This window comes from Mesorhizobium sp. P2_D1 (genome assembly GCF_056404455.1).
In genome coordinates this window covers 1-19,449 of the sequence record NZ_JBFUDZ010000045.1, presented here as the reverse complement: position 1 = coordinate 19,449, position 19,449 = coordinate 1, and the positions used below count along the sequence as shown (strand labels likewise).

At 61.4% G+C, this 19,449-nt stretch carries 21 protein-coding genes and 1 pseudogene; 10 read left to right on the top strand and 12 right to left on the bottom strand.

What is annotated here, in order from left to right:
- Positions 1 to 44 precede the first annotated feature (44 nt).
- Entirely contained in the window at positions 45 to 659 is a 615-nt protein-coding gene (locus AC1D0I_RS25265) for an ANTAR domain-containing response regulator (RefSeq protein WP_477398524.1), read from the bottom strand.
- Complete coding sequence (locus tag AC1D0I_RS25260; protein ID WP_477398522.1) at positions 656 to 1,855, bottom strand: transporter substrate-binding domain-containing protein; 1,200 nt, start codon at positions 1,853 to 1,855, stop codon at positions 656 to 658. Before AC1D0I_RS25260 ends, AC1D0I_RS25265 begins: the two co-directional genes overlap by 4 nt.
- A gap of 440 nt (positions 1,856 to 2,295) precedes the next feature.
- Between AC1D0I_RS25260 and AC1D0I_RS25255 the strand changes: the two genes are divergently transcribed.
- The 8 genes from AC1D0I_RS25255 to AC1D0I_RS25220 all read left to right on the top strand — a co-directional run bounded on the left by AC1D0I_RS25255 (position 2,296) and on the right by AC1D0I_RS25220 (position 6,610).
- The gene (locus AC1D0I_RS25255; RefSeq protein WP_477398520.1) at positions 2,296 to 2,826 is read left to right on the top strand and encodes a DUF1097 domain-containing protein; all 531 of its coding nucleotides are present in this window, start codon (positions 2,296 to 2,298) and stop codon (positions 2,824 to 2,826) included.
- A 54-nt stretch (positions 2,827 to 2,880) separates the two neighbouring features.
- Complete coding sequence (gene nthA / locus AC1D0I_RS25250) at positions 2,881 to 3,495, top strand: nitrile hydratase subunit alpha (RefSeq protein WP_457154034.1); 615 nt, start codon at positions 2,881 to 2,883, stop codon at positions 3,493 to 3,495.
- Between the two features lie 22 nt (positions 3,496 to 3,517).
- The gene (locus AC1D0I_RS25245; protein WP_477398518.1) at positions 3,518 to 3,832 is read left to right on the top strand and encodes a hypothetical protein; all 315 of its coding nucleotides are present in this window, start codon (positions 3,518 to 3,520) and stop codon (positions 3,830 to 3,832) included.
- Positions 3,829 to 4,182, top strand: a complete 354-nt coding sequence (locus tag AC1D0I_RS25240; protein WP_477398516.1) for an SH3-like domain-containing protein — start codon at positions 3,829 to 3,831, stop codon at positions 4,180 to 4,182. Before AC1D0I_RS25245 ends, AC1D0I_RS25240 begins: the two co-directional genes overlap by 4 nt.
- 47 nt (positions 4,183 to 4,229) lie before the next feature.
- Positions 4,230 to 4,685 (top strand): nitrile hydratase accessory protein, encoded by a 456-nt coding sequence (locus AC1D0I_RS25235; RefSeq protein WP_457154032.1) that lies wholly within the window; start codon positions 4,230 to 4,232, stop codon positions 4,683 to 4,685.
- A 96-nt stretch (positions 4,686 to 4,781) separates the two neighbouring features.
- Entirely contained in the window at positions 4,782 to 4,991 is a 210-nt protein-coding gene (locus AC1D0I_RS25230; protein ID WP_457154031.1) for a CbtB domain-containing protein, read from the top strand.
- A gap of 15 nt (positions 4,992 to 5,006) precedes the next feature.
- Positions 5,007 to 5,753 (top strand): CbtA family protein, encoded by a 747-nt coding sequence (locus AC1D0I_RS25225; RefSeq protein WP_477398514.1) that lies wholly within the window; start codon positions 5,007 to 5,009, stop codon positions 5,751 to 5,753.
- A gap of 29 nt (positions 5,754 to 5,782) precedes the next feature.
- Positions 5,783 to 6,610 carry a hypothetical protein gene (locus tag AC1D0I_RS25220; protein WP_477398513.1) on the top strand — a complete coding sequence of 276 codons (828 nt, stop codon included), beginning with the start codon at positions 5,783 to 5,785 and terminating at the stop codon, positions 6,608 to 6,610.
- Here AC1D0I_RS25220 and AC1D0I_RS25215 read toward each other — a convergent pair.
- The 9 genes from AC1D0I_RS25215 to AC1D0I_RS25175 all read right to left on the bottom strand — a co-directional run bounded on the left by AC1D0I_RS25215 (position 6,579) and on the right by AC1D0I_RS25175 (position 16,064).
- A complete protein-coding gene (locus tag AC1D0I_RS25215; RefSeq protein ID WP_457152413.1) occupies positions 6,579 to 7,562 on the bottom strand; it encodes a beta-ketoacyl-ACP synthase III in 984 nt (327 codons plus the stop codon). The genes AC1D0I_RS25220 and AC1D0I_RS25215 overlap by 32 nt on opposite strands.
- A complete protein-coding gene (locus tag AC1D0I_RS25210; protein WP_477398511.1) occupies positions 7,559 to 8,824 on the bottom strand; it encodes an adenosylmethionine--8-amino-7-oxononanoate transaminase in 1,266 nt (421 codons plus the stop codon). The genes AC1D0I_RS25215 and AC1D0I_RS25210 overlap by 4 nt, the downstream gene beginning before the upstream one ends.
- Positions 8,824 to 9,459, bottom strand: a complete 636-nt coding sequence (bioD, locus tag AC1D0I_RS25205; RefSeq protein WP_477398509.1) for a dethiobiotin synthase — start codon at positions 9,457 to 9,459, stop codon at positions 8,824 to 8,826. Before bioD ends, AC1D0I_RS25210 begins: the two co-directional genes overlap by 1 nt.
- Positions 9,456 to 10,595 (bottom strand): 8-amino-7-oxononanoate synthase, encoded by a 1,140-nt coding sequence (locus AC1D0I_RS25200; protein WP_477303352.1) that lies wholly within the window; start codon positions 10,593 to 10,595, stop codon positions 9,456 to 9,458. Before AC1D0I_RS25200 ends, bioD begins: the two co-directional genes overlap by 4 nt.
- The gene (gene bioB, locus AC1D0I_RS25195) at positions 10,592 to 11,566 is read right to left on the bottom strand and encodes a biotin synthase BioB (protein WP_477398507.1); all 975 of its coding nucleotides are present in this window, start codon (positions 11,564 to 11,566) and stop codon (positions 10,592 to 10,594) included. Before bioB ends, AC1D0I_RS25200 begins: the two co-directional genes overlap by 4 nt.
- A gap of 124 nt (positions 11,567 to 11,690) precedes the next feature.
- Positions 11,691 to 12,545: a carboxylating nicotinate-nucleotide diphosphorylase gene (gene nadC, locus AC1D0I_RS25190; protein WP_477398505.1), complete on the bottom strand. Its 855-nt coding sequence runs from the start codon at positions 12,543 to 12,545 to the stop codon at positions 11,691 to 11,693.
- The gene (locus AC1D0I_RS25185; RefSeq protein WP_477398504.1) at positions 12,545 to 14,086 is read right to left on the bottom strand and encodes an L-aspartate oxidase; all 1,542 of its coding nucleotides are present in this window, start codon (positions 14,084 to 14,086) and stop codon (positions 12,545 to 12,547) included. Before AC1D0I_RS25185 ends, nadC begins: the two co-directional genes overlap by 1 nt.
- Positions 14,083 to 15,045, bottom strand: a complete 963-nt coding sequence (nadA, locus tag AC1D0I_RS25180) for a quinolinate synthase NadA (RefSeq protein ID WP_477398502.1) — start codon at positions 15,043 to 15,045, stop codon at positions 14,083 to 14,085. The genes AC1D0I_RS25185 and nadA overlap by 4 nt, the downstream gene beginning before the upstream one ends.
- Positions 15,046 to 15,113: 68 nt before the next feature.
- On the bottom strand, positions 15,114 to 16,064 hold the full coding sequence (locus tag AC1D0I_RS25175; protein ID WP_477398556.1) for an NUDIX hydrolase: 951 nt from the start codon (positions 16,062 to 16,064) through the stop codon (positions 15,114 to 15,116).
- 491 nt (positions 16,065 to 16,555) lie between these two features.
- Here AC1D0I_RS25175 and AC1D0I_RS25170 point away from each other — a divergent pair.
- Together AC1D0I_RS25170 and AC1D0I_RS25165 are read left to right on the top strand one after the other, a co-directional pair.
- Positions 16,556 to 16,690 (top strand): annotated as a pseudogene (locus tag AC1D0I_RS25170) (short-chain dehydrogenase/reductase); the annotation flags it as partial.
- A 127-nt stretch (positions 16,691 to 16,817) separates the two neighbouring features.
- Positions 16,818 to 17,873, top strand: a complete 1,056-nt coding sequence (locus AC1D0I_RS25165) for an alpha/beta fold hydrolase (protein WP_477398501.1) — start codon at positions 16,818 to 16,820, stop codon at positions 17,871 to 17,873.
- A 161-nt stretch (positions 17,874 to 18,034) separates the two neighbouring features.
- On the opposite strand, the gene AC1D0I_RS25160 is transcribed toward AC1D0I_RS25165, so the two are convergent.
- A complete protein-coding gene (locus AC1D0I_RS25160) occupies positions 18,035 to 19,132 on the bottom strand; it encodes a hypothetical protein (RefSeq protein WP_477398499.1) in 1,098 nt (365 codons plus the stop codon).
- Positions 19,133 to 19,449 lie beyond the last annotated feature (317 nt).

Sequence of the window (19,449 nt, the reverse complement as noted above, 5' to 3'; positions counted from 1 at the left end):
CGCTGTGCGTATTCAATTTCGATATCGAGGCTCAGCCCTGCCGCCTATTTGCGGGCGGCGGATCTGCTGATTTCGGGAATTGTCGACAGAAAGCTGTCTGCTTGTGCTTCGAGTTCGTGGCAGCATGCTTCGACTGAGATGCGCCGGCGCATACTCTCGTCCCGAATTAGGTGAAATGCCGCGTCGTCATCGATGCCCAACACACTCATGATGCGCAGGATCGTGTGAACCACCAGCGGGCGGCATCGCAGCCGTTCGCGCAGGTCGGCGACCTCGCGCTGAAGCTCGGTACGGTCATTATGGTTGTGGAACGCCGTGACCAGTGCCTGAAACACACCTTTCGAACCTATGGGCGTAATGAGGTAGGCGCTTGGATTCTGGCTGATGGCCCAGGCAAGCCGGCCCGGCGTTTCCGAGCCGATGATGGCGATCAGCGGGATCGGCGCCTGCGACCACGGGAACATGCCGTCGAACCCGTTGTCGACGTCGAAGAACACGATATCGACAGGGCCAAAATCCTTGGCTCGCGGCGGCCATTGGCATATGGCTTCGATGTTGAACCTGCGGAGCTGGCTCAACAGGGCGTCCACGTTGCTATCCGCCCTGTGGATGATCAGCGCCGTTTTGTTGCTGAAGTTTGGGATCACTTGCTTGGTCACGACACGACCCTCAGCTTCAGTTGCTGCCGGTCACCGGGCGGCTGATCCTGATCGCGAGAATCCAGCATGAAAGCCGCCCCTTTCAGCGAAGCCAGAAACGGATCGGGCTTGATAGGCTTTTGCGCGGCCGCGACGATAGTGAATTCCGCGCCGGCGCTCGATACGCCGATGCGCGGCGTCAGGTAACAATGGTTGTTTTCCGTGTCGATGCGGATCCGTCCTTGCGGTGCATCGTAAACACAGTCGCCGAGTACGGCGAGTATGTCGGATGCTTTCGTCGAGGCTGCAGACCGAAGCGCGAGTGCAAGCATGTGAACGGAATTGTACGAAGCTTCGGCGTCTGCCGAGGTCACCTTCTGCTGGCCGAAACGCGTTCTGTAATTTTCGACAAAGGCATGATTTTGCGGGTTGTCCAGCGACTGGAAGTAGACACTGGAGGTAATGTGGCCGAGCGCTGCGGGATCGCCGATCGTGCGAAGTTCCGGTTCGGAGAGCGTGCAACTGGCGATGGGAATGGAAACGTCGCCTGGAGATTGGGTTCCTAGTCCAGCTTCACGAAAAGCACGCAAGAATGCGTAGCTGGATTCGCCGATAAGCGTGTTGAACACGAAATCGGGCCGTACGAGACGGATTTCCTCAACGAGCCCGGTAACCTCGGTCGATCCGACAGCCAGATAGCGCTCAGCGAGCACCTCGCCGCCAAAATTCTCGGCGATTTCGCGCATGACGCGATTGCTTTCCCAAGGCCAAATATAGTCCGAGCCGCAACAATAGACGCGAGCGCCGAACCTTGAGGCCATATATTGCGCCAGGGGCACTATGTGCTGGTTCGGCGACGCACCAAGATAGACGACATTGCCGCTGCTTTCGAAGCCTTCGTAGTGTGAGGGATACCAAAGTAGCGCATCGTATTTCTCAACGACAGGCACGATCGCCTTGCGGCTGGAAGAGGTGTAGCAGCCGACGATGTGCGCAACATCGGAGTTGATGATGAGATCCCGGCAGATCGAAGCGTACTCAGCCGTTTCGCCTCCAGGATTTCGAACAAGCGGTGCCAGCTCGAAATCGAAGTCCGGCGATCTGTTGACTTCCTCGACGGCGAGCAGCGTTCCATTAAGCATCGCCTCGCCGACCGTGGCGTATGGCCCGGTCGTGGAAAACAGCACGCCGACCGGGATTTTCGCTTTTTCGCCCAAAATAGCTCAGCCCCAAAAAAATAAGCCCTGAGGCCTTGGAAGGCGTCAGGGCTTCGTTGCCGCGAAGGATCGTCCTGATCCCTCAATTTTTAGTTCAAACCGGCTAGCCGGCAAATCCAATCAAATCGTCCGTCAGATCGGCAAAAATGTCAAATTCTATTTCCGACGGTTTGTCACGGCGCTACGGGCATCACATAAGTATCTGTTTTGTTTTACAAAACTCAGGTGATTTGTTGATTTTGCAAAATTCGCATGAATAACGGTTGACAAAGAAAAATTCCTCAGCGACGCTAAATAGGAACAAAAAGCGAGCGCCCAAAAGAGGCGCAGCATGAATAGATAAAGCTCGTGAAAATGCGAGCTTATGGCGATGAGGCCCGCTCACCGGTGACGGTGGCGGGCCTTTTTAGTTCTGAAAAAAGACAATGGGGAACCCGGCAATGAAACCTGTCATAGCAACGGCTCTGAGCGTTGGCGTCCTCGGCGCGATCTGCACCTGGGCGTTTCTTTCCATCGGCACAATTCTGGTCTGGGCGGCTTTTGTCGCCTGGGCCTGCTTCTTCCAGTCGGGCGGCGACGAAGCCGCGCTCAAGAGCACGATCGTCTCGAATATCTTCGGCTGTTTCATGGGCTGGCTAGGCGCTGTCATGATCCTCGGCCTGCCTATCGGCAACTTTGTTGGGCCCCAAATCTGGCCTGCCATCGTGGTGTTCATCACGGTTGTGATCTACATCCTGGCATCGCAGGTTCCGGCCCTGGCTTCCGTGCCGGGCACGACGTTCGGCTATGCCTGCACATTCGCGTTCCTGCTGCAGACGCCTGACCGGCTCGCTTTGGCGAAACTGCTCTCGGYGTCTTTCGAGAACTCGCTGGTGGTGGTTCCGGTATCGATGATCGGCGGCGCCCTGTTCGGTTTCGCATCGGCCAAGCTCGCCGCCGCCTTGACCAAGCCGGCGCTGGCCGTCGCCTGACCGCAAGCTGCCATCCCAGACGGAAATCTTCGAACAATATCAGTGAGGTAAGTCATGAAGAACAACAGTCACACTCATGCTAACGTGCTGATCCCCGAGGTCGGCCTGCGCGTCAAAGCGCTGGAATCTCTGCTCGCCGAGAAGAAGGCGATAGATCCTGCGACCCTCGATCTGATCGTCGAAACCTTCGAGACGCAGATGGGACCCAAGAACGGTGCGAAGGTCGTCGCCAAGGCATGGACCGATCCGCAATACAGGAACTGGCTGCTGGAGGACGGCACCGCCGCCATCAAGAGCCTTGGTTATATCGGCGTGCAGGGCGAGAACATGGTTGTCCTTGAGAACACGCCAAAGGTGCACAACGTCGTCGTCTGTACGCTCTGCTCCTGCTATCCCTGGCCGACGCTCGGCTTGCCTCCCATCTGGTTCAAGTCGGCGCCCTACCGGGCACGGGTGGTGATCGAACCGCGAAGCGTCCTCAAGGAATTCGGGCTCGATATCGCCGATGATGTCGAGGTGCGGGTCTGGGACAGCACGGCCGAGCTCCGCTACCTGGTGCTGCCGATGCGTCCAGCAGGCACTGAAAGCCTGACCGAACAGGAATTGGCCGCTCTCGTTACCCGCGATTCCATGATCGGAACCGGCGTAGCGCAATCACCTTCGCACTAGGCTCTGGCAAAAGGATCAGACCATGAATGGAATTCATGACGTTGGCGGCAAGCACGGCTTCGGTCCGGTGCTGGTTGAACAGAACGAACCCTATTTCCACGAGGAATGGGAGGGGCGGATGCTATCGATGATGATCGCGTGCTTCGCAGCCGGCATCTACAACGTGGACCGGTTCCGGCATCCGATCGAGAAGATGGATCCGCGCCATTATCTGATGTCGAGCTACTACGAGAAGTGGCTCTGCACCGTCGAACAGAACTGCATCGATGCCGGCATCGTTACCCGCGAGGAAGTCGATGCCCGCCATGCCCAGCTCATGAAAGGAAAAGCAGCATGAACATGCTCACCCCCGATATGGTGCCGACGGTTCTGGCCACAGGCGATCCGGCCCGCGTCGATGCAAACGTCCCGCCGAAGTTCAAGGCCGGCGACCGGGTAACGGTCGTCAATTTGAACCAGGTCGCGCACAACCGGCTGCCTGCCTATATCAGGGGCAAGGCCGGAACCGTTACTTTCGATCACGGCGTGTTCGTGTTCCCGGACACCAGCGCCCACCGGAATGGCCCCAAGCCACAGCACGTCTACACGGTGGTCTTCACGGCTCGCGAGTTGTGGGGCGACGCCGGCCATCCGCAGGACCGGATGTATGTCGACGCCTGGGACGATTACCTCGAGAGCGCGGACTAGCGCGCTTTCCAGCTTCTCATCCACTCCGGCATGAAGAGGATTTTTCCATGGACCAGAATAGCAGTCTCGATCAGCTTCCCGGCCTTCCACGCAATGAAGGCGGACCGCTCTTTGCCGAGCCTTGGCAACTCACCGCGTTCGGGATCGTTCTCGCGCTTCACCGCAACGGCTATTTCCAGTGGCGGGAATGGGTGAACTACATCAGCGCCGAAATCGAACTCGGCAAGACCTATGGCCTCGACCCGGAAAACCACAACGGGATCTACTATCATCAATGGCTTGCCGCGCTCGAGAAACTGGTGACCGACAAGAAGCTGTCAAGCTTCGATGAGCTGATGGCGCGCAAGGAACAATGGCGTCACGCTGACGAACACCGCAGCTTTGGCGAACCGCTCAGCCTCGACGGACATGATCATGGTCATTCTCATCACCACCATCATCATCACGATCATTCTCATGACCACGATCACAGTTGCCGCGCGCCAGCGACCCGGCTGGCGTGAACCACAAGCCGGCAGCAGCGCCGCAACCGCAGAGTGGGGGCGGACGAACATTTCGTTGCCAAGTCATTCCAACAAACACCGTTCAGGAGAACTTCCATGTCCGAAATCGCTCTTAAACCCGTTGCCCTGCCGGCACCCATTCCGGTTCGCGAGCTTCTGCCTTGGGCCATCTTTGGCGGGCTGATGCTGATGCTGGCGATCTATTTCATCGGTGCCGAAGAGGGCGCGACGTCGCTGATCCGTGGCATGTACGTCCACGAATTCGTCCACGACGGCCGCCATCTGCTCGGCTTTCCCTGCCACTAGCCAAGGAACAATGACATGGTTGGGAGTCTTTTGGTGCGGGGCATGCTAGTTGGCATCATAGCCGGCCTATTTGCTTTCGGTTTCGCCCGTGCGTTCGGCGAGCCGCAGGTCGATCACGCGATCGCTTTCGAGGAACAGCAGGCGCAGGCCGCAGGCGAGGCGCCAGAGCCCGAACTCGTCAGTCGTTCGACCCAGGCCGGTATCGGCCTGCTCACAGGCATTCTCGTCTATGGCGCGTCCATAGGCGGGCTTTTCGCGCTGGTCTTCTCCTATGTCCAGGGACGGGTCAGTGGCTTTGGACCGCGCGGCACGGCAGCACTAATTGCGCTGGTCGGATTCGTCGCGATCATCCTGGTGCCGCAGTTCAAATATCCGTCCAACCCACCTTCCGTGGGTGATCCCGAAACGATCCAGGCGCGCACCCAGCTCTTCTTTGTACTGCTGACCGTGTCGATCTTGGCGGCAGTGGCCTCGATAGGCCTCGCCAGACGCTTGGCATCACAATACGGAATCTGGAATGCCTGGATAGCGGCGGGGGGTGCCTATTTTCTCGTGATGTCTCTTGCCGAATATGCGCTGCCGCCGATCAATGAAGTTCCGGAGCAGTTTTCTGCCGCTGTACTGTGGAATTTCCGCCTTGCTTCACTCGGTATCCAGACGGTTCTTTGGACTGCGATCGGCGTGCTTTTCGGAGTGGTCGCCAAGCGCAGGCTGGTCGAGCGTCGCGACGGTCGACCGGTGGCAAGCGTGGCGGTCCGCTAGGCCATTCCGGGATGCCGCGGAGCATCCGGGTGTCCACGCGCGCCGCGGCATGGTGTTTCTGTCTTTTGCTGCTCTCGATGATTGCGGAATCGGCGCAGGCGCATCGCCAGAAGTTAGACCTGGACAGATCAGGTCTTCAAATCCCAGCTTTAACTCACGGCCAAATGGCCGTGATCGCCAACTATCGGAGCGAAATTCTTGATCTGGCGGCCAACCAAGATCGTACGGATCAAATGTTTCGCAGGCTGCTGAATTTCGCCAATCTGCAGTATGCCGCCTGTCTTTGGGGACTGATGCCCGGCAGCATTGGAGATGAAACAAGCCCGTTCAATGAATGCAGCCATGCCTATCTGTCCGCGATGCAGGCAGCGCTGACGCATCTGCGCGAGATGTCGGCAGATAAACCGACCGTCGAGGCGCTGATATCACGGATCGACGCAGACATGGTGCAGAACCGCGCGTCGTTCGTCGTGTGTCAGTTCAGCGGCGAGACCTTCAATACGGCGTCGCTGGTCATCCCGAACTGGGGGAACATCCTCTGGCACCTGCCCAGCCTGGTTGCGGTAGGCATCATCTTTTTGGCGACGATGGCAGGTGTCCTGTTTCCGATTCGCACCTTGCGGCAACGGGTTGGGAAAACCGAGCGGCACCCCATTCCCAGGGACGTCTGGACACCGAAACCTGAAGAGTGGATAACGCGGCAGCCAGTCGAGCGCTCGCTGCCGGCCAACGCGAGGTGTTGTCAGCTTCGCACTCGCCACGACCCAAATGCCTTTGTCCTATCCACCAATCAAGATCAGTCGGTTCGCGCTGTCGGTGGCCCAGCTAAATCCCGACGACCAGTGCACCGCCGCTGAGACCCGCACCCGCTGCCGCAAGGAGAATTTTCTCGCCCGGCCGGAACGGCTCGGTCAGATGAGCGAGCGACAGTGAGAGCGGGATCGTCGCAGCGGAAGAGTTGCCGTAGTCGGCGATTGTCTTGACGATTGCGTGATCTGCAATGCCGAGGCTCCTCCCGACCGCATCGAAAATGCGGGCATTGGCCTGGTGCGGCACGAACCGATCGATGTCCTGCGGCTGCGTTCGGGCTGCGGCGAGCGCGTCCTTTGAACATGCAGTCATCATGTCCACGGCCCTGGCGAACACTTCGCGGCCGTCGGTCATCGTCATTCGGGTTTGCCCGAGATCCAGGCCACTTTGGAACGGGATGTTGCTTCCGCCCGCCGGGATCTGGATCAGCCCGTAGCGCGAGCCGTCCGAATCCACCGAGGCACCGAGAATGCCCCGGTCGGGATCCTCGCACGGACCAATCACCACGGCGCCGGCGGCATCGGCGAAAAGGACCGAGCTTGCGCGCTCGGCCGGATTGATGCGACGGCTGAGGATGTTGGCGGCGATGACCAAAGCTGATTTACCATGCAGGCGGGTGAAGCCGTCCGCGAACATCAGCGCATAGATGAAGCCGGCGCAGGCGCCGGTCAGATCGATCGCACCTGCTCGTCCAAGTCCCAGCTTGTGCGCGACGAGGGGTGCGCTGGGCGGCAGAAGGTGGTCGGGCGTCGAGGTGGCAAGCAACAGGAGACCGATGTCGCTGCGATCAATAGCGGCGTTCGCCAGCGCCATTTCGCCTGCACGCACAGCAAGGCCGGACAGCGTGTCTTCATCTGTCGCCCAGAAGCGCGAATGAATTCCGGTGCGCCGCTCGATCCAGCCTGGCTCGAGCCCGAGACGATCTTCGATCTCCTGATTCTCGACCTTGCGCGCCGGCGCATGATGGCCGAACCCGAGAATGCGCGACGATCGGCTCATGGCCCCGAACCGAAGCGTTCGCTGGCCTCCTCGATGGCGTCATAGAGACCGTCCAGTTCCTCGCTGGTGATGCAATAGGGCGGCAGAAGATAGAGGACATTGCCAAGCGGACGCACGAGCAGGCCGCGCTCGAGGAAGAAAGCCCGCAGTTTTGGCCCGATCTCGGCCAGATAGCCGGCGGAGCCGGTGCGCAGATCGAGAGCCGTGATCGTCCCGGTCGCCCGGCTGTCGGTGAAGCGAGGGTTATCGCGAAAGCGTTGAAGCCCGGCGGCCTGCTTTGCACTCAGGGCCGCGACCCGCTCGGCTACCGGCTCGTCGCGCCAGATCTCGACATTGGCGAGTGCGGCCGCGCAGGCAATCGGATTGGCGGTGTAGGAACTCGAGTGGAAGAAGGTATTCTTGCGGTCGTCGGAAAAATGGGCCCGGAAGATGGCGTCGGTGGCAAGCGTCGCCGCCAGCGGGATGGCGCCTCCGGTCAAGCCCTTCGAGGTGCACAGGATGTCCGGAGAGATGGATGCCTGCTCGCAGGCGAACATGGTTCCGGTGCGGCCCCAGCCGGTCATCACCTCGTCGGCGATCAGCAGCGTGCCCGAAGCTTCGGCGATCTTCTTCAGTTCGGTCAGAACCGAGGCCGGATACATCAGCATACCGCCGGCGCCAAGCACCAGCGGCTCGACGATCAGCGCGGCGGCGTGCCGGTCGCGGCTGACGGCCTCGAACCGATCAAGCGTCTCCTGCTCTCGCCCGGCGGCCGGGAAGGGGATGGTATCGACCTCGAACAGCAACGGCTCGTAGGCAGCGTTGAACACACCGCGGGCGCCGACGCTCATCGTGCCGATGGTGTCGCCATGATAGCTGTGCTCCATGACGACGATGCGCGTGCGCGGTGCGCCGATGTTGCGGAAATAGCCGAGCGCCATCTTCAGCGCGACCTCGACAGAGGTCGAGCCGCTGTCGGAGTAGAACACCCAGTCAAGGCCGGCCGGAGCGAGGCCGACAAGCGCCCTGGCCAGGCGTTCGGCCGGCTCGTGGGTGAAGCCGGCGAAGATGATCTGGTCGAGGCTCGCGGCGGTCGTCTCGATGGCCTTCATGATGTGGGGATGGCGGTGGCCATGGGTGACGACCCACCAGGAGGAAATGGCATCCAGGATGCGCGTGCCGTCGGCCTTGTGGAGGTAGGCGCCGTCCGTCCGGACGATTTCAGGGATCGCCGGTTCGAGCGCGTGCTGAGTGAACGGATGCCACACACGGGACTGCGACATCATTCGCCCCCTGCGATCGCTGTGAGGTCGAAGCCGGCAACGATGGCTTCTCTCAGCGTTTCACTCGTCAGCGGATCGATGCGCGGCAGTCTGCCAAGCTGGCGCACACCGCTGAACTCCACGATGGTTCTTTGCGTATCGGCCACCTCATCACCGATGAAGGCAATGCCGATGAGCGGGATGGAACGGGCCCTGAGCGCCTCGATTGACAGCAGGGTGTGGTTGATCGTGCCGAGCGTGGTACGGGCGCACAGGATAACCGGCATCCGCCATTGCGCGAATATGTCAATGAACCTCGTCTGTCGGTTGAGTGGCACCATCAGCCCGCCAGCGCCTTCGATGACAAGCGGACCCGGCAAGGCTGGAAGCGAGAGCTTTGCCGCCTCGATCGCAACGCCGTCGATTTCCGCTGAACGATGCGGCGACAGCGGCGTTCTCAGACGGTAAACTTCCGGCAGGACGCGCCCGGCCGGCAAACCGGAAAGCCGGGCGACGACCTCACTGTCAGTCTCGTCGTCGAGTCCCGATTGCACCGGCTTCCAGTAGAAGCCGTCGAGCTGGCCGGCGAGCCCGGCCGAAAACACCGTCTTGCCGATGCCGGTATCCGTTCCGGTGATGACGATGCGCTTGGTCATGCCGAGGCCAACACCTCGACGAGCGCCTCGACCATGGCCGAAATGTCGGCTTCGTCGACGTTGAGCGTCAGCGAAATGCGCAGGCGCGACGTGCCCTCGGGAACCGTCGGCGGACGAATGCCGCGAATGTCGAAACCGCGCGCCTGCAGTGCTGCCGCCACCGCCATGGTGCGCCTGACGTCGCCGATGACAAAGGGCTGGATCTGTGAGCCGCTCGGTATCACGCCGCAGCGCCCGGCCAATTGGCGACCCGCGAAGCCAACACGCTCCTGCAACTGGAGACAGCGCATCGGCTCATCGGACAGCATGGCGAGCGCTTCGCGCGCCGCGACCGCCATCAGCGGYGACGGTGCGGTGGCGTAGATGAATGGCCGGCACCGGTTGACGAGATAGTCGCACAGCGTTCGTGGAGCGGTGACAAGCGCGCCCGACGCTCCGAGTGCCTTGCCGCAAGTGTGGAGTGCGATGATGTTGTCGCGGCCCTCGAAACCGGCGGCAAGGCCGCGGCCCTCCGGTCCCCAAACGCCGGTGGCATGCGCCTCGTCGACGACGATGAATGCCTCGTGCCGATCGGCGAGCGCGACCAGGCTTTCCAGCGGCGCGCGGTCGCCATCCATGCTGTAGAGGCTTTCGACGACGATCCAGACGCGCCCGGTGCCGCCTTCGGCGCGCCAGCGCGTGATCGCATCCTCGACAGCATCGACGTCGTTGTGCGCGGCGAGCTTGAACTCAGCGCGGCCAGCGCGGGCCCCCTCATTCATGCTGGCATGAGCGAGCTCGTCGAGGACCAAAAGGTCGCCCTTCTGCGGCAGCGCGGTCAGGAGAGCGAAGTTGGCGATGTAGCCGCTACCGAAGAACAGCGCGCGTTCAGCTCCGAAGAACGCCGCAGCGTCCGCCTCCAGAGCCTCATGCTCCGGCGCGTTGCCGCGCAACAACCGCGACCCGGTGGCGCCGACCGGCGTGCCCTGCGCGATCGCCGCCGCAACCGCGTCGCCTAGTCTTCTCGAAGCGGCAAGCCCGAGATAGTCATTCGACGAGAAGTCGAGGCCGGCACGCGGCGACAGTGTCCGCAACCGGTCCTTGCGCGCCAGCCCCTGCAAGGTCGCGTCATAGCGGGCAAGCGGTACCCCGTTCATTGCGCCTCAAGTTCCATCGGCTCGATGCCGAGACGGCGGAACAGCAGACTATCCTTGTCCTCGCCGGGATTGTCCGCCGTCAGCAGCGTGTCGCCGACGAAGATCGAGTTGGCGCCGGCAAAGAAGCATAGCGCCTGCATCTCGTCGGTCATGGCGGTGCGGCCGGCTGAAAGCCGGACATGCGATTTCGGCATCATGATGCGCGCCAGTGCGATCACGCGCACGAATTCGATCGGCTCGATCGGCCTGGCGTCGGCAAGCGGGGTACCGGCGATCGGGATCAGCATGTTGATCGGAACGCTTTGCGGATGTTCCGGTAGATTGGCCAGCGTCACCAGCATGTCGATCCGGTCCACCGGCTCTTCGCCCATGCCGACAATGCCGCCGCAGCAGACCTTGATGCCGGATTGGCGAACCTGTTCGAGCGTATCGAGCCGGTCGGCAAAGCTGCGCGTGCTGATAATCTCGCTGTAGTAGCGTTCCGACGTATCGATGTTGTGGTTGTAGTAGTCGAGACCAGCCTGTTTCAGGCGAGTTGTCTGCTCGAGATCGAGCATGCCGAGTGTCATGCAGGTTTCCATGCCGAGCGCCTTGACCCCTTCGATCATCGCCACCACCGCGTCCATGTCGCGCGCCTTGGGGTTTCGCCACGCGGCACCCATGCAATAGCGGGTGGCGCCGGCGTCGCGCGCCTTGGTTGCCTCGGCGATGACGCGCCTGACCTCCATCAGCTTCGACGCCTTCAGGCCGGTTTCGTGATGCGCCGACTGACTGCAATAGCCGCAATCCTCCGGGCATCCGCCTGTCTTGATGCTGAGAAGCCGGCTGAGCTGGACCTTGTTCGGATCGAAATTCTGACGGTGAACGGTCTGCGCCTGAAACAGCAGGTCATTGAAAGGGGCATCATGCAGCGCCCGAGCCTCTTCAAGGGACCACGTCCGGCCGCCGCCGAAGGATCGAGCCTCAGGCATGGTCTTTTCCGAAATCGCTGTATGCATTTCCATGCTGTTCCTTACGTTGTGCGACACAGGCGCCTCTTGAAATGGCGGACACGGTCGAAAGAAGCTGGGTCGGCTGGATGGTCAGCCCCGACGGTTAAGGCTCACGATAGTCGAGACCGATATCGAGGATCGGCGCGCTGTGAGTCAACCAGCCGATGGAAATCAAATCGATACCGGTTGCGGCAACGGCTGGCGCAATCGCGGCGGTGATCCCGCCCGACGCCTCGGTTGTGGCCCGGCCGGCAACCATGGCTACCGCCTGGCGAAGCTCGTCGACCGACATATTGTCGAGCAGCACGGCGTCGGGGGCCAGAGCAAGCACCTCTTCCAGTTGGGCCAGCGTATCGACCTCGACTTCGATCTTGACGAGATGGCCGGCGCTGCTTCGCGCCCGCTCGACTGCTGTACGAATTCCACCGCCCATGGCAATATGATTGTCCTTGATCAGGATCGCGTCGTCGAGGCCGAAGCGGTGATTGGATCCGCCACCGGCGCGCACGGCGTATTTTTCGACAGCTCGCAAGCCGGGTGTCGTCTTGCGGGTGCAGACGATCTTTGCGCCATGCCCGCGAACCGCGGTGACGACCGACGCCGTCGCCGTGGCGATGCCACTCAGATGGCACAGGAAATTGAGCGCCGTCCGCTCCGCCGTGAGTATGGCCCGGGCCGGACCGCTCACCGATGCAATGATTTCCCCTTGCACGACCTCGCTGCCGTCTGAACGATGCAAGGTCATTTCGACATTCTGGTCGATAAGCCGGAAGGCGAGCATCGCCAGATCGAGCCCGGCGACAGTTCCAGCCTGGCGTGCCGAAAGGACGGTCGTTGCCCAAAGGTCCTTCGGTACGATGGCATCGGTGGTCACGTCGCCGGCCCTGCCGAGGTCTTCGAACAGAGCTGCACGCACAAGGGGTTCGAGCATGATTGCGGGAAGTGGTGAGAGGTTCATCACGCGACGCTTTCCAGCATTGGGGAGGATTCGAATTCCAGCGCTGCGGCAACGGCTGCGTCGAGCGTCATCTGGGAGCGGCGGGCCACGGCAACATCGTGGGGGAAGTCCGTCCGGAAATGAGCGCCGCGGCTTTCCCGGCGCAGCAAGGCGGCAACTGTGATCATCAACCCGACGGCGGCGGGATCCGACGCCGTTTCGTGTCGCTGCGACAGCGCCAGCAGGGTCCGGGCAGCCTGCTTCAACCCTTTGCCGTCCCGCGTGACGCCGAGGGCATGTGACAGGAGGGGGCGCACAGGCCCTGGATCTGGCGCGGGCAGGTCAGAGGCCATCGCTGGCTTTCCGCGGTGCTCAGGCGAAGCGGCTACACTCTCGGCAACCCAGCGCGCGCAAACGATGGCTTCGGTCAGCGAGTTGCTGGCAAGCCGGTTGGCCCCGTGCAGGCCGGTCGAGGCAACCTCTCCGCAAGCCCAAAGTCCGGGAATCGATGTGCGCCCGGCCAGATCCACGGCGACACCACCCATGTGATAGTGCTGGGCCGGCCGGATAGGGATGAGATCCCGCGCCGGATCGATACCGGCGTTGCCGCAGGCCGATGCGATGGTTGGAAAATGCCGCGCGAATGTCGCGCCCGGCTTTTCGCGCGCATCGAGGAAGACGCGATGGCCGTCGGCAAGATGCCGCCAGACGGCGCGCGCGACGATGTCGCGCGGTGCGAGTTCCGCCCCGGGCACGCCATCGAGGAAACGTCGGCCTGTCTCGTCAACGATTGTCGCGCCTTCGCCGCGAACCGCCTCGCTGATCAGCGGCATCGGACGGCAGGGCCCGTCAAGCGCGGTCGGGTGGAACTGGATGAACTCGAGGTCGGCAAGAATTGCACCGGCGCGTGCGGCGAGTGCCAGGCCTTGTCCGCAACTGCCTAGCGGGTTTGTCGTGTCGTGGAACAGGCCGCCGATCCCGCCTGTGGCGAGAACGACCCGTCCTGTGGCGACGAACACCGGACCTGTCGAACAACTTGCCAGCACGCCGGCAATCCTGCCATCCTCCACGACCAGCCGGCGCGCTTCGATGCCCTCGACGACCACAATCGACGGCGTGGAGCTCACGGCGGCGACAAGGGCGCGCATAATCTCGCGACCGCTGCCGTCACCCCCGGCATGAACGATGCGCCGCCGGCCATGCGCGGCCTCCAGCCCGAGACGTAGCGCGCCTTCGGGTGTCCGATCGAAGCGAACTCCAAGGCGCGACAGATCCTCGATCGCGGCCGGCGCCGCGTACACGATGCGCCTTACTGCTTCCGCATCGCAAAGGCCGTCGCCTGCGGCGAGCGTATCGGCAAGATGGAGTGCCGGTTCATCATCGTCGCCTAGGCTGGCGGCCAACCCGCCCTGTGCCCACGCRCTCGACGCGTCCGCGCCAAGCGGCGATCTCGACAGCAGRAGCACCGGCTCSGGYGCCATGTGCAACGCGGTCATCAATCCGGCTATGCCGCCGCCGATGATGACCGGCCGGCCCGCGAGATTGCGAACGTCCATGCTCATACCGCCAACATCCGCTCGACGGCCAGACGCGCGCGCCCGGCGATCTCGGGCGCGATGGTTACCACATGGCGGTTCTGCTCGAGCGCCGTACGGATGTTGGCGAGCGTTATCCGCTTCATGTGCGGGCACAGATTGCAGGGCCGGATGAACTCGACCTCGGGATGGTCRACCGCGACATTGTCGCTCATCGAACATTCCGTCATCAGCACGACGCGGGGCGGTTTTTGCAGCCCGACATAGTCGGACATCGCCGCAGTCGAGCCGGAGAAATCTGCCTCTGCCACCACGTCGGGCGGACATTCGGGATGGGCAAGTACCGTCACACCGGGATGGTCCTCGCGCAGCTGGCGGATATCGGCTGGCGTGAAGCGCTCATGCACCTCGCAATGCCCTTTCCAGGCGATGATCTGCACGTCGGTCTGGGTGGCGATGTTCTGGGCCAGATACTCGTCCGGCAGCATGATCACCCGGGGAACGCCCAGCGACTCCACGACGGCTTTAGCATTGCCTGAGGTACAGCATATATCGGACTCTGCTTTCACCGCGGCCRACGTGTTGACATAGGTGACGACCGGCACGCCGGGATAGCGCCGCCGAAGCAGGCGGACATCCTCGGCGGTAATCGAGTCGGCCAGCGAACAGCCCGCCCGCAGGTCGGGAATGAGCACCGTCTTTTGCGGATTGAGCAGCTTCGCCGTCTCGGCCATGAAATGCACCCCGGCGAGCACGATGACATCGGCTTCGGCCGTCATCGCCTTGCGCGCAAGCGCCAGGCTGTCGCCGACGATGTCGGCCACACAGTGGAAAATCTCGGGCGTCTGGTAGTTGTGCGCCAGGATGACGGCATTTCGCTGCCGCTTCAGATCGAGAATGGCGTCGATATCATCCGCAAATGCCGGCCATTCGATGGGCGGAATAACTCGCCGTACCCGGTCGTAGAGTGCGGAGCTCAGCGTCATTCTTGTCCCTCACATATGCTCGGTTTGAGTATATATAGGGCATATGCTTATATGGAGCATAAGCAATGTCAAGCACGCGAAAGTGGCAATTTCGTCCCTGCGACCGCCCGCTCGGCCAGAACGCCGTGCCGGAAGCGAAACAGCTTGGCCGGTCGGCCGCCTGTGTCGGTTGTTGATGATCCGGTCTCTTCGACAAGTTCCTGCTGCTCTACCAGCCGCCTGAAATTCTGCTTGTGGACGAGCCGACCGGCGAGCGCCTCGACGCTGCGCTGGAGTTGCAGGAGCGTGAAGACCGACGGCATGAGTTCGAAGACGACGGGACGATATTTGATCTTGGCGCGCAACCTGGCGATGCCGGTGGCCAGGATACGGCGGTGATCGGCCGCCATTGCAAGGCCGAAGGCCGATAGAGTGCCGTTTTCGCCTTGGCGGCGATGCGCTTCCCCGACAAGGGCCGCTTCGTAGAGCAACTCGTAGCGTTGCAGCACCAGTTCCTCATTCCAGCCATTGCCATCAAGACCGAAGGCGATCGCCGCTCGCTGCCAGCGGTCATCGTGCGTAGGGCGATCGTCGGCGCCATCCGCCCAGGCCTTCAGGTGCGGAACGATCACGTCCGGCAATGCAGAGGGAACACCTGCACGGTGATCTTCCCAGGGGAAATAGTCGTACCAGTTGCGCCAGGCGGCTTTGTCGGCGGGTGCCGCCTGCTCCTCCCGGGTCAGCGCCAGGTAGCTGATGGAAACCACGCGTTGCGCGCTCCCGTTTGCTGTCCTGTCGCGATCGGCGAAAGTGTAGAGCTGCTCGATATAGCCCAAAGGGTGGCGTGTCTGGTGTTCGACCCAATCTCTTAGCCCCGACTGCAGCGAACGATGTCCAAGTTCGAATGGGCCGGAAGGCAGGGATTGACCTCGCTCGATGGTCATGACGCGCGGCTGGCCAATCGTCACCGCGACCAGCACCGCAATCAGTTCCGCCGCAATAGAATGCCGTTGGCCGCTTTTTGCGGGCTGCCTCACAATATCTTCCGCCTCATTTTTGCGTAGTCCTCGATCATGGTGCGCTGGCAATTGTCTGCCCTACGGCCAAGGGTTTGATTCTAAGCGTGAACCGGGCCGTGGCGGCAGTCAACGTTTCAACCCAGGCACCAGGCGGGGTTGGATAGGCATCGGTCCAAGCACCCAGCGAAGGACGGTACACTGCCGCCGACTGGATATGGTTCACGAGCTACTGGCCAAGCATGCCAAACGCGAAATCCACACGTGACCCAGCCGCTCATCGAGCTACTTAGCGAGTCAGCCAGATTCGCACGAGAAACATCGGGATGGGTTTCGGCAAGCATCCACAAAAGTCTCGATGGAACGCGAGTCGTCAACTATGCGCAAAGCGCAAGCGCGCAGGCCGTCCAGAGGGTGATCGATCGCTTGAGGGACGCTGGCTTTTTGGACCGAAACAGGGGAATCGGTGAGGCACATCCATGCCTCTATGAGGTCGTATTCACGCTCGATAGGGCTTGGTCGAGTCCGACAACCCTCCACCACAGCTCCTGCTCGGCAGCGATGCCCTTGGATTTGTGTCGGAGAGGGTCGAGCGTCTTAAGCATGAGGTCGAAGCATGGGAGTCCGTTAGCATCTCGACCGATGGTTGACAGCGTTGGCGAAGGCAGTCGCGAAGGTCATCGAGGAAGACATCCGCACCCTGGGGGCCTACAATTCCCGAGTGCCGATGGGGGCCCGCAGTCCGATCCGGAACCATCGAAGAGAAGGAACCACCAGATGAAGAGCTTCAATATCTTGGATCAGGTCACACCAAGCCGTCGTGATTTCTTTGCAGTCGCCACGACGGGCTTCGTTGCCGCTCAGCTCGGCACGCTCGGATCGGCGGCAGCGGCACAGCAGACGGAGTCGGGTTCTACAGTCAAGCCTGGAGCACATACTTCCTTCGCGGCGCTAAAGCAGATCGACGCCGGCGTGCTGAATGTTGGATACGCTCAAGATGGCCCTGAAAATGGCCCTGTTGTGATCTTGCTGCATGGCTGGCCCTACGACATTCACAGCTATGTCGACGTGGCTCCGATCCTGGCCAAGGCCGGCTATCGGGTGATCGTTCCCTATCTGCGCGGCTACGGTCCTACCCGCTTTCTGTCCGCCGAAACGCCGCGCAAAGGCCAGCCGGCAGCGCTCGCCGTCGACATCATCGCGCTGATGGACGCGCTGAAAATCGATAGGGCCGTCTTCGGCGCTTTTGACTGGGGCGCGCGGACCGCCAACATTATCGCCGCACTCTGGCCGGAGCGCTGCAAGGCGCAGGTGTCTGTGAGCGGCTATCTGATCGGCAGCCAGCAAGCCGGCAAGGTGCCACTGCCCCCGAAGGCCGAGTTGCAGTGGTGGTATCAGTACTATTTCGCGACCGAGCGAGGCGCGGCCGGCTACGCCAAATACACACGCGACTTCGTGCGCCTGATCTGGGAACTTGCGTCGCCGCAATGGAAGTTCGACGACGCCACTTTCGCGCGGTCGGCAACAGCTTTCGACAATCCCGATCATGTTGCGATCACGATCCACAGTTACCGTTGGCGGCTTGGGCTGGCAGAGGGCGAAGCACAGTACGATGACCTGGAGAAGCGGCTCGCCGCGGCTCCCGTGATCGGTGTCCCCACGATTACGCTCGAGGGTGACGCCAATGGGGCGCCTCATCCGGACCCAAGCGCGTACGCCAAGATGTTTTCGGGCAAATACGAGCACCGATTAATCAAGGGAGGCATCGGCCACAACCTGCCCCAGGAAGCACCGCAGGCTTTTGTCGACGCTGTTGTCGCTGTCGCCGCATAAGTGATTTGCACCCTGCGTGACGACGTCCGAGGCCGACTCAAACCTGGCACAATTGGCCCCCCAGCTCTCGTGGAACGCCGATATGCGCATGCGAGCGCCTGACACCAATTGTCTGTGAGAAATCCGAGTTTCAATGGAAGGCAAAGAAGCTCGACCGAATTTCAGGTCGATGTCTCGAGATCGCCAAAGCCGGCGCCTTCCCGCTCTGCCAGTTTGATGATTTCGGCGAATCTGGCGTCGTCGATCTGTCCGGCCATGCACACGCCGTCCGTTTGCCATCCGGGCCGTGACATTTCCTCAAATTCAGGATCCCGCAGCCGGTCGGCCAGCCTGCGATTGCAAACGAGATAGGCGTCTTCAAACTGCTTTACGACATATGCCGGCAACCCGAACGGCGGCCCTGGCAGGTGTCGTTGAAGAGCCAAAAGCGCTTCTGACATCGGTGGCAGACCCCGCTCGTTAAGCATTCGCGCAACCTCGGTCATTTCGGCGTTAAGGCTCCGGTTGGCATGAATTTCCTGCACCTGATCGATCGTTTCGATGCCAATACCCAGCCGCACCTTGAACGCGCTCAGCAGCGAACGCGGGCTATAGTTGATCATCCGCATGGCGGCATCGGGAAATGCGCCGGTCCAGCTCTCGTAGAGGCAATTCCAGTCGAGATGGGGAAGATATTCGGCGCCGTCTACAATATCGCTGCGTCCGAGCGACTTGATGTCCTGCGCGTAGCCGCTAGCTGACAGGATGTCCTGCCGCCTCAGGACACAGACGATCATGACGACGTCCACATTCTCCTGCCTGAAATATTCCGCCACATGCAGCGGCTCGCAGATATGAAAGTATTCTGACGATATGATCGACACCAGATCGGGGTCGGACGAGAACAGCGTCTCCTTCTCGTCAGGAAGGTTGGCGAGACCCCTGATATCGTCCAAGGCGCGCCGCGACACGTCCTGGACCAGGCTTGCGGCGACTTGATGGGAGGCCATGTCAGGAGCGACGTAGAAGCCGGCCGGTTGCAGGACAACACTGTTGTATCGGAGCCAGTTCTGCAGGAACGTGGTTCCAGTCTTGGCGAGGCCGATATGAAGGATTGCCCTGGGCATGAGTGCCAGCTCTATGGAGGACTTGTTCACTCTTCCTACGCCTAGTCGGCCCGGTTGAGCAACGGTCGATGCTGCCTGTCCGTTCTCGCGCTCCGCTTTGACCGATAAGCGATTTCCGCAGCGCTCGGATGCCCCGAACTTGCCGCGGCGCAAATTCGTGTCGGAGTTCCTCGACGCCAGGCATGCGGCAGAAACGCGACCTAAAAGGCAGGCTGCAGATTGTTTAATTGTCTCCAGATTGTAAGTTGGTGGCAGGCGGCTTGTGGGTTGGCGGCAGACGACTCAGAGAGAATCGATGTCAGATATCGATATTGCCGGCATACTGGCAGAGCATGAACCACTCGCCCGGTCGATCGCCGAAGCGAAAAAGGTCGCCTATGAGATCAGCAAGGATGACATGCTGCTCGATTTCTTCGTCCGGGCCGTGTTTCCGACAGATCACCGAAAAGCGATCGAAGCCTATTTCACAG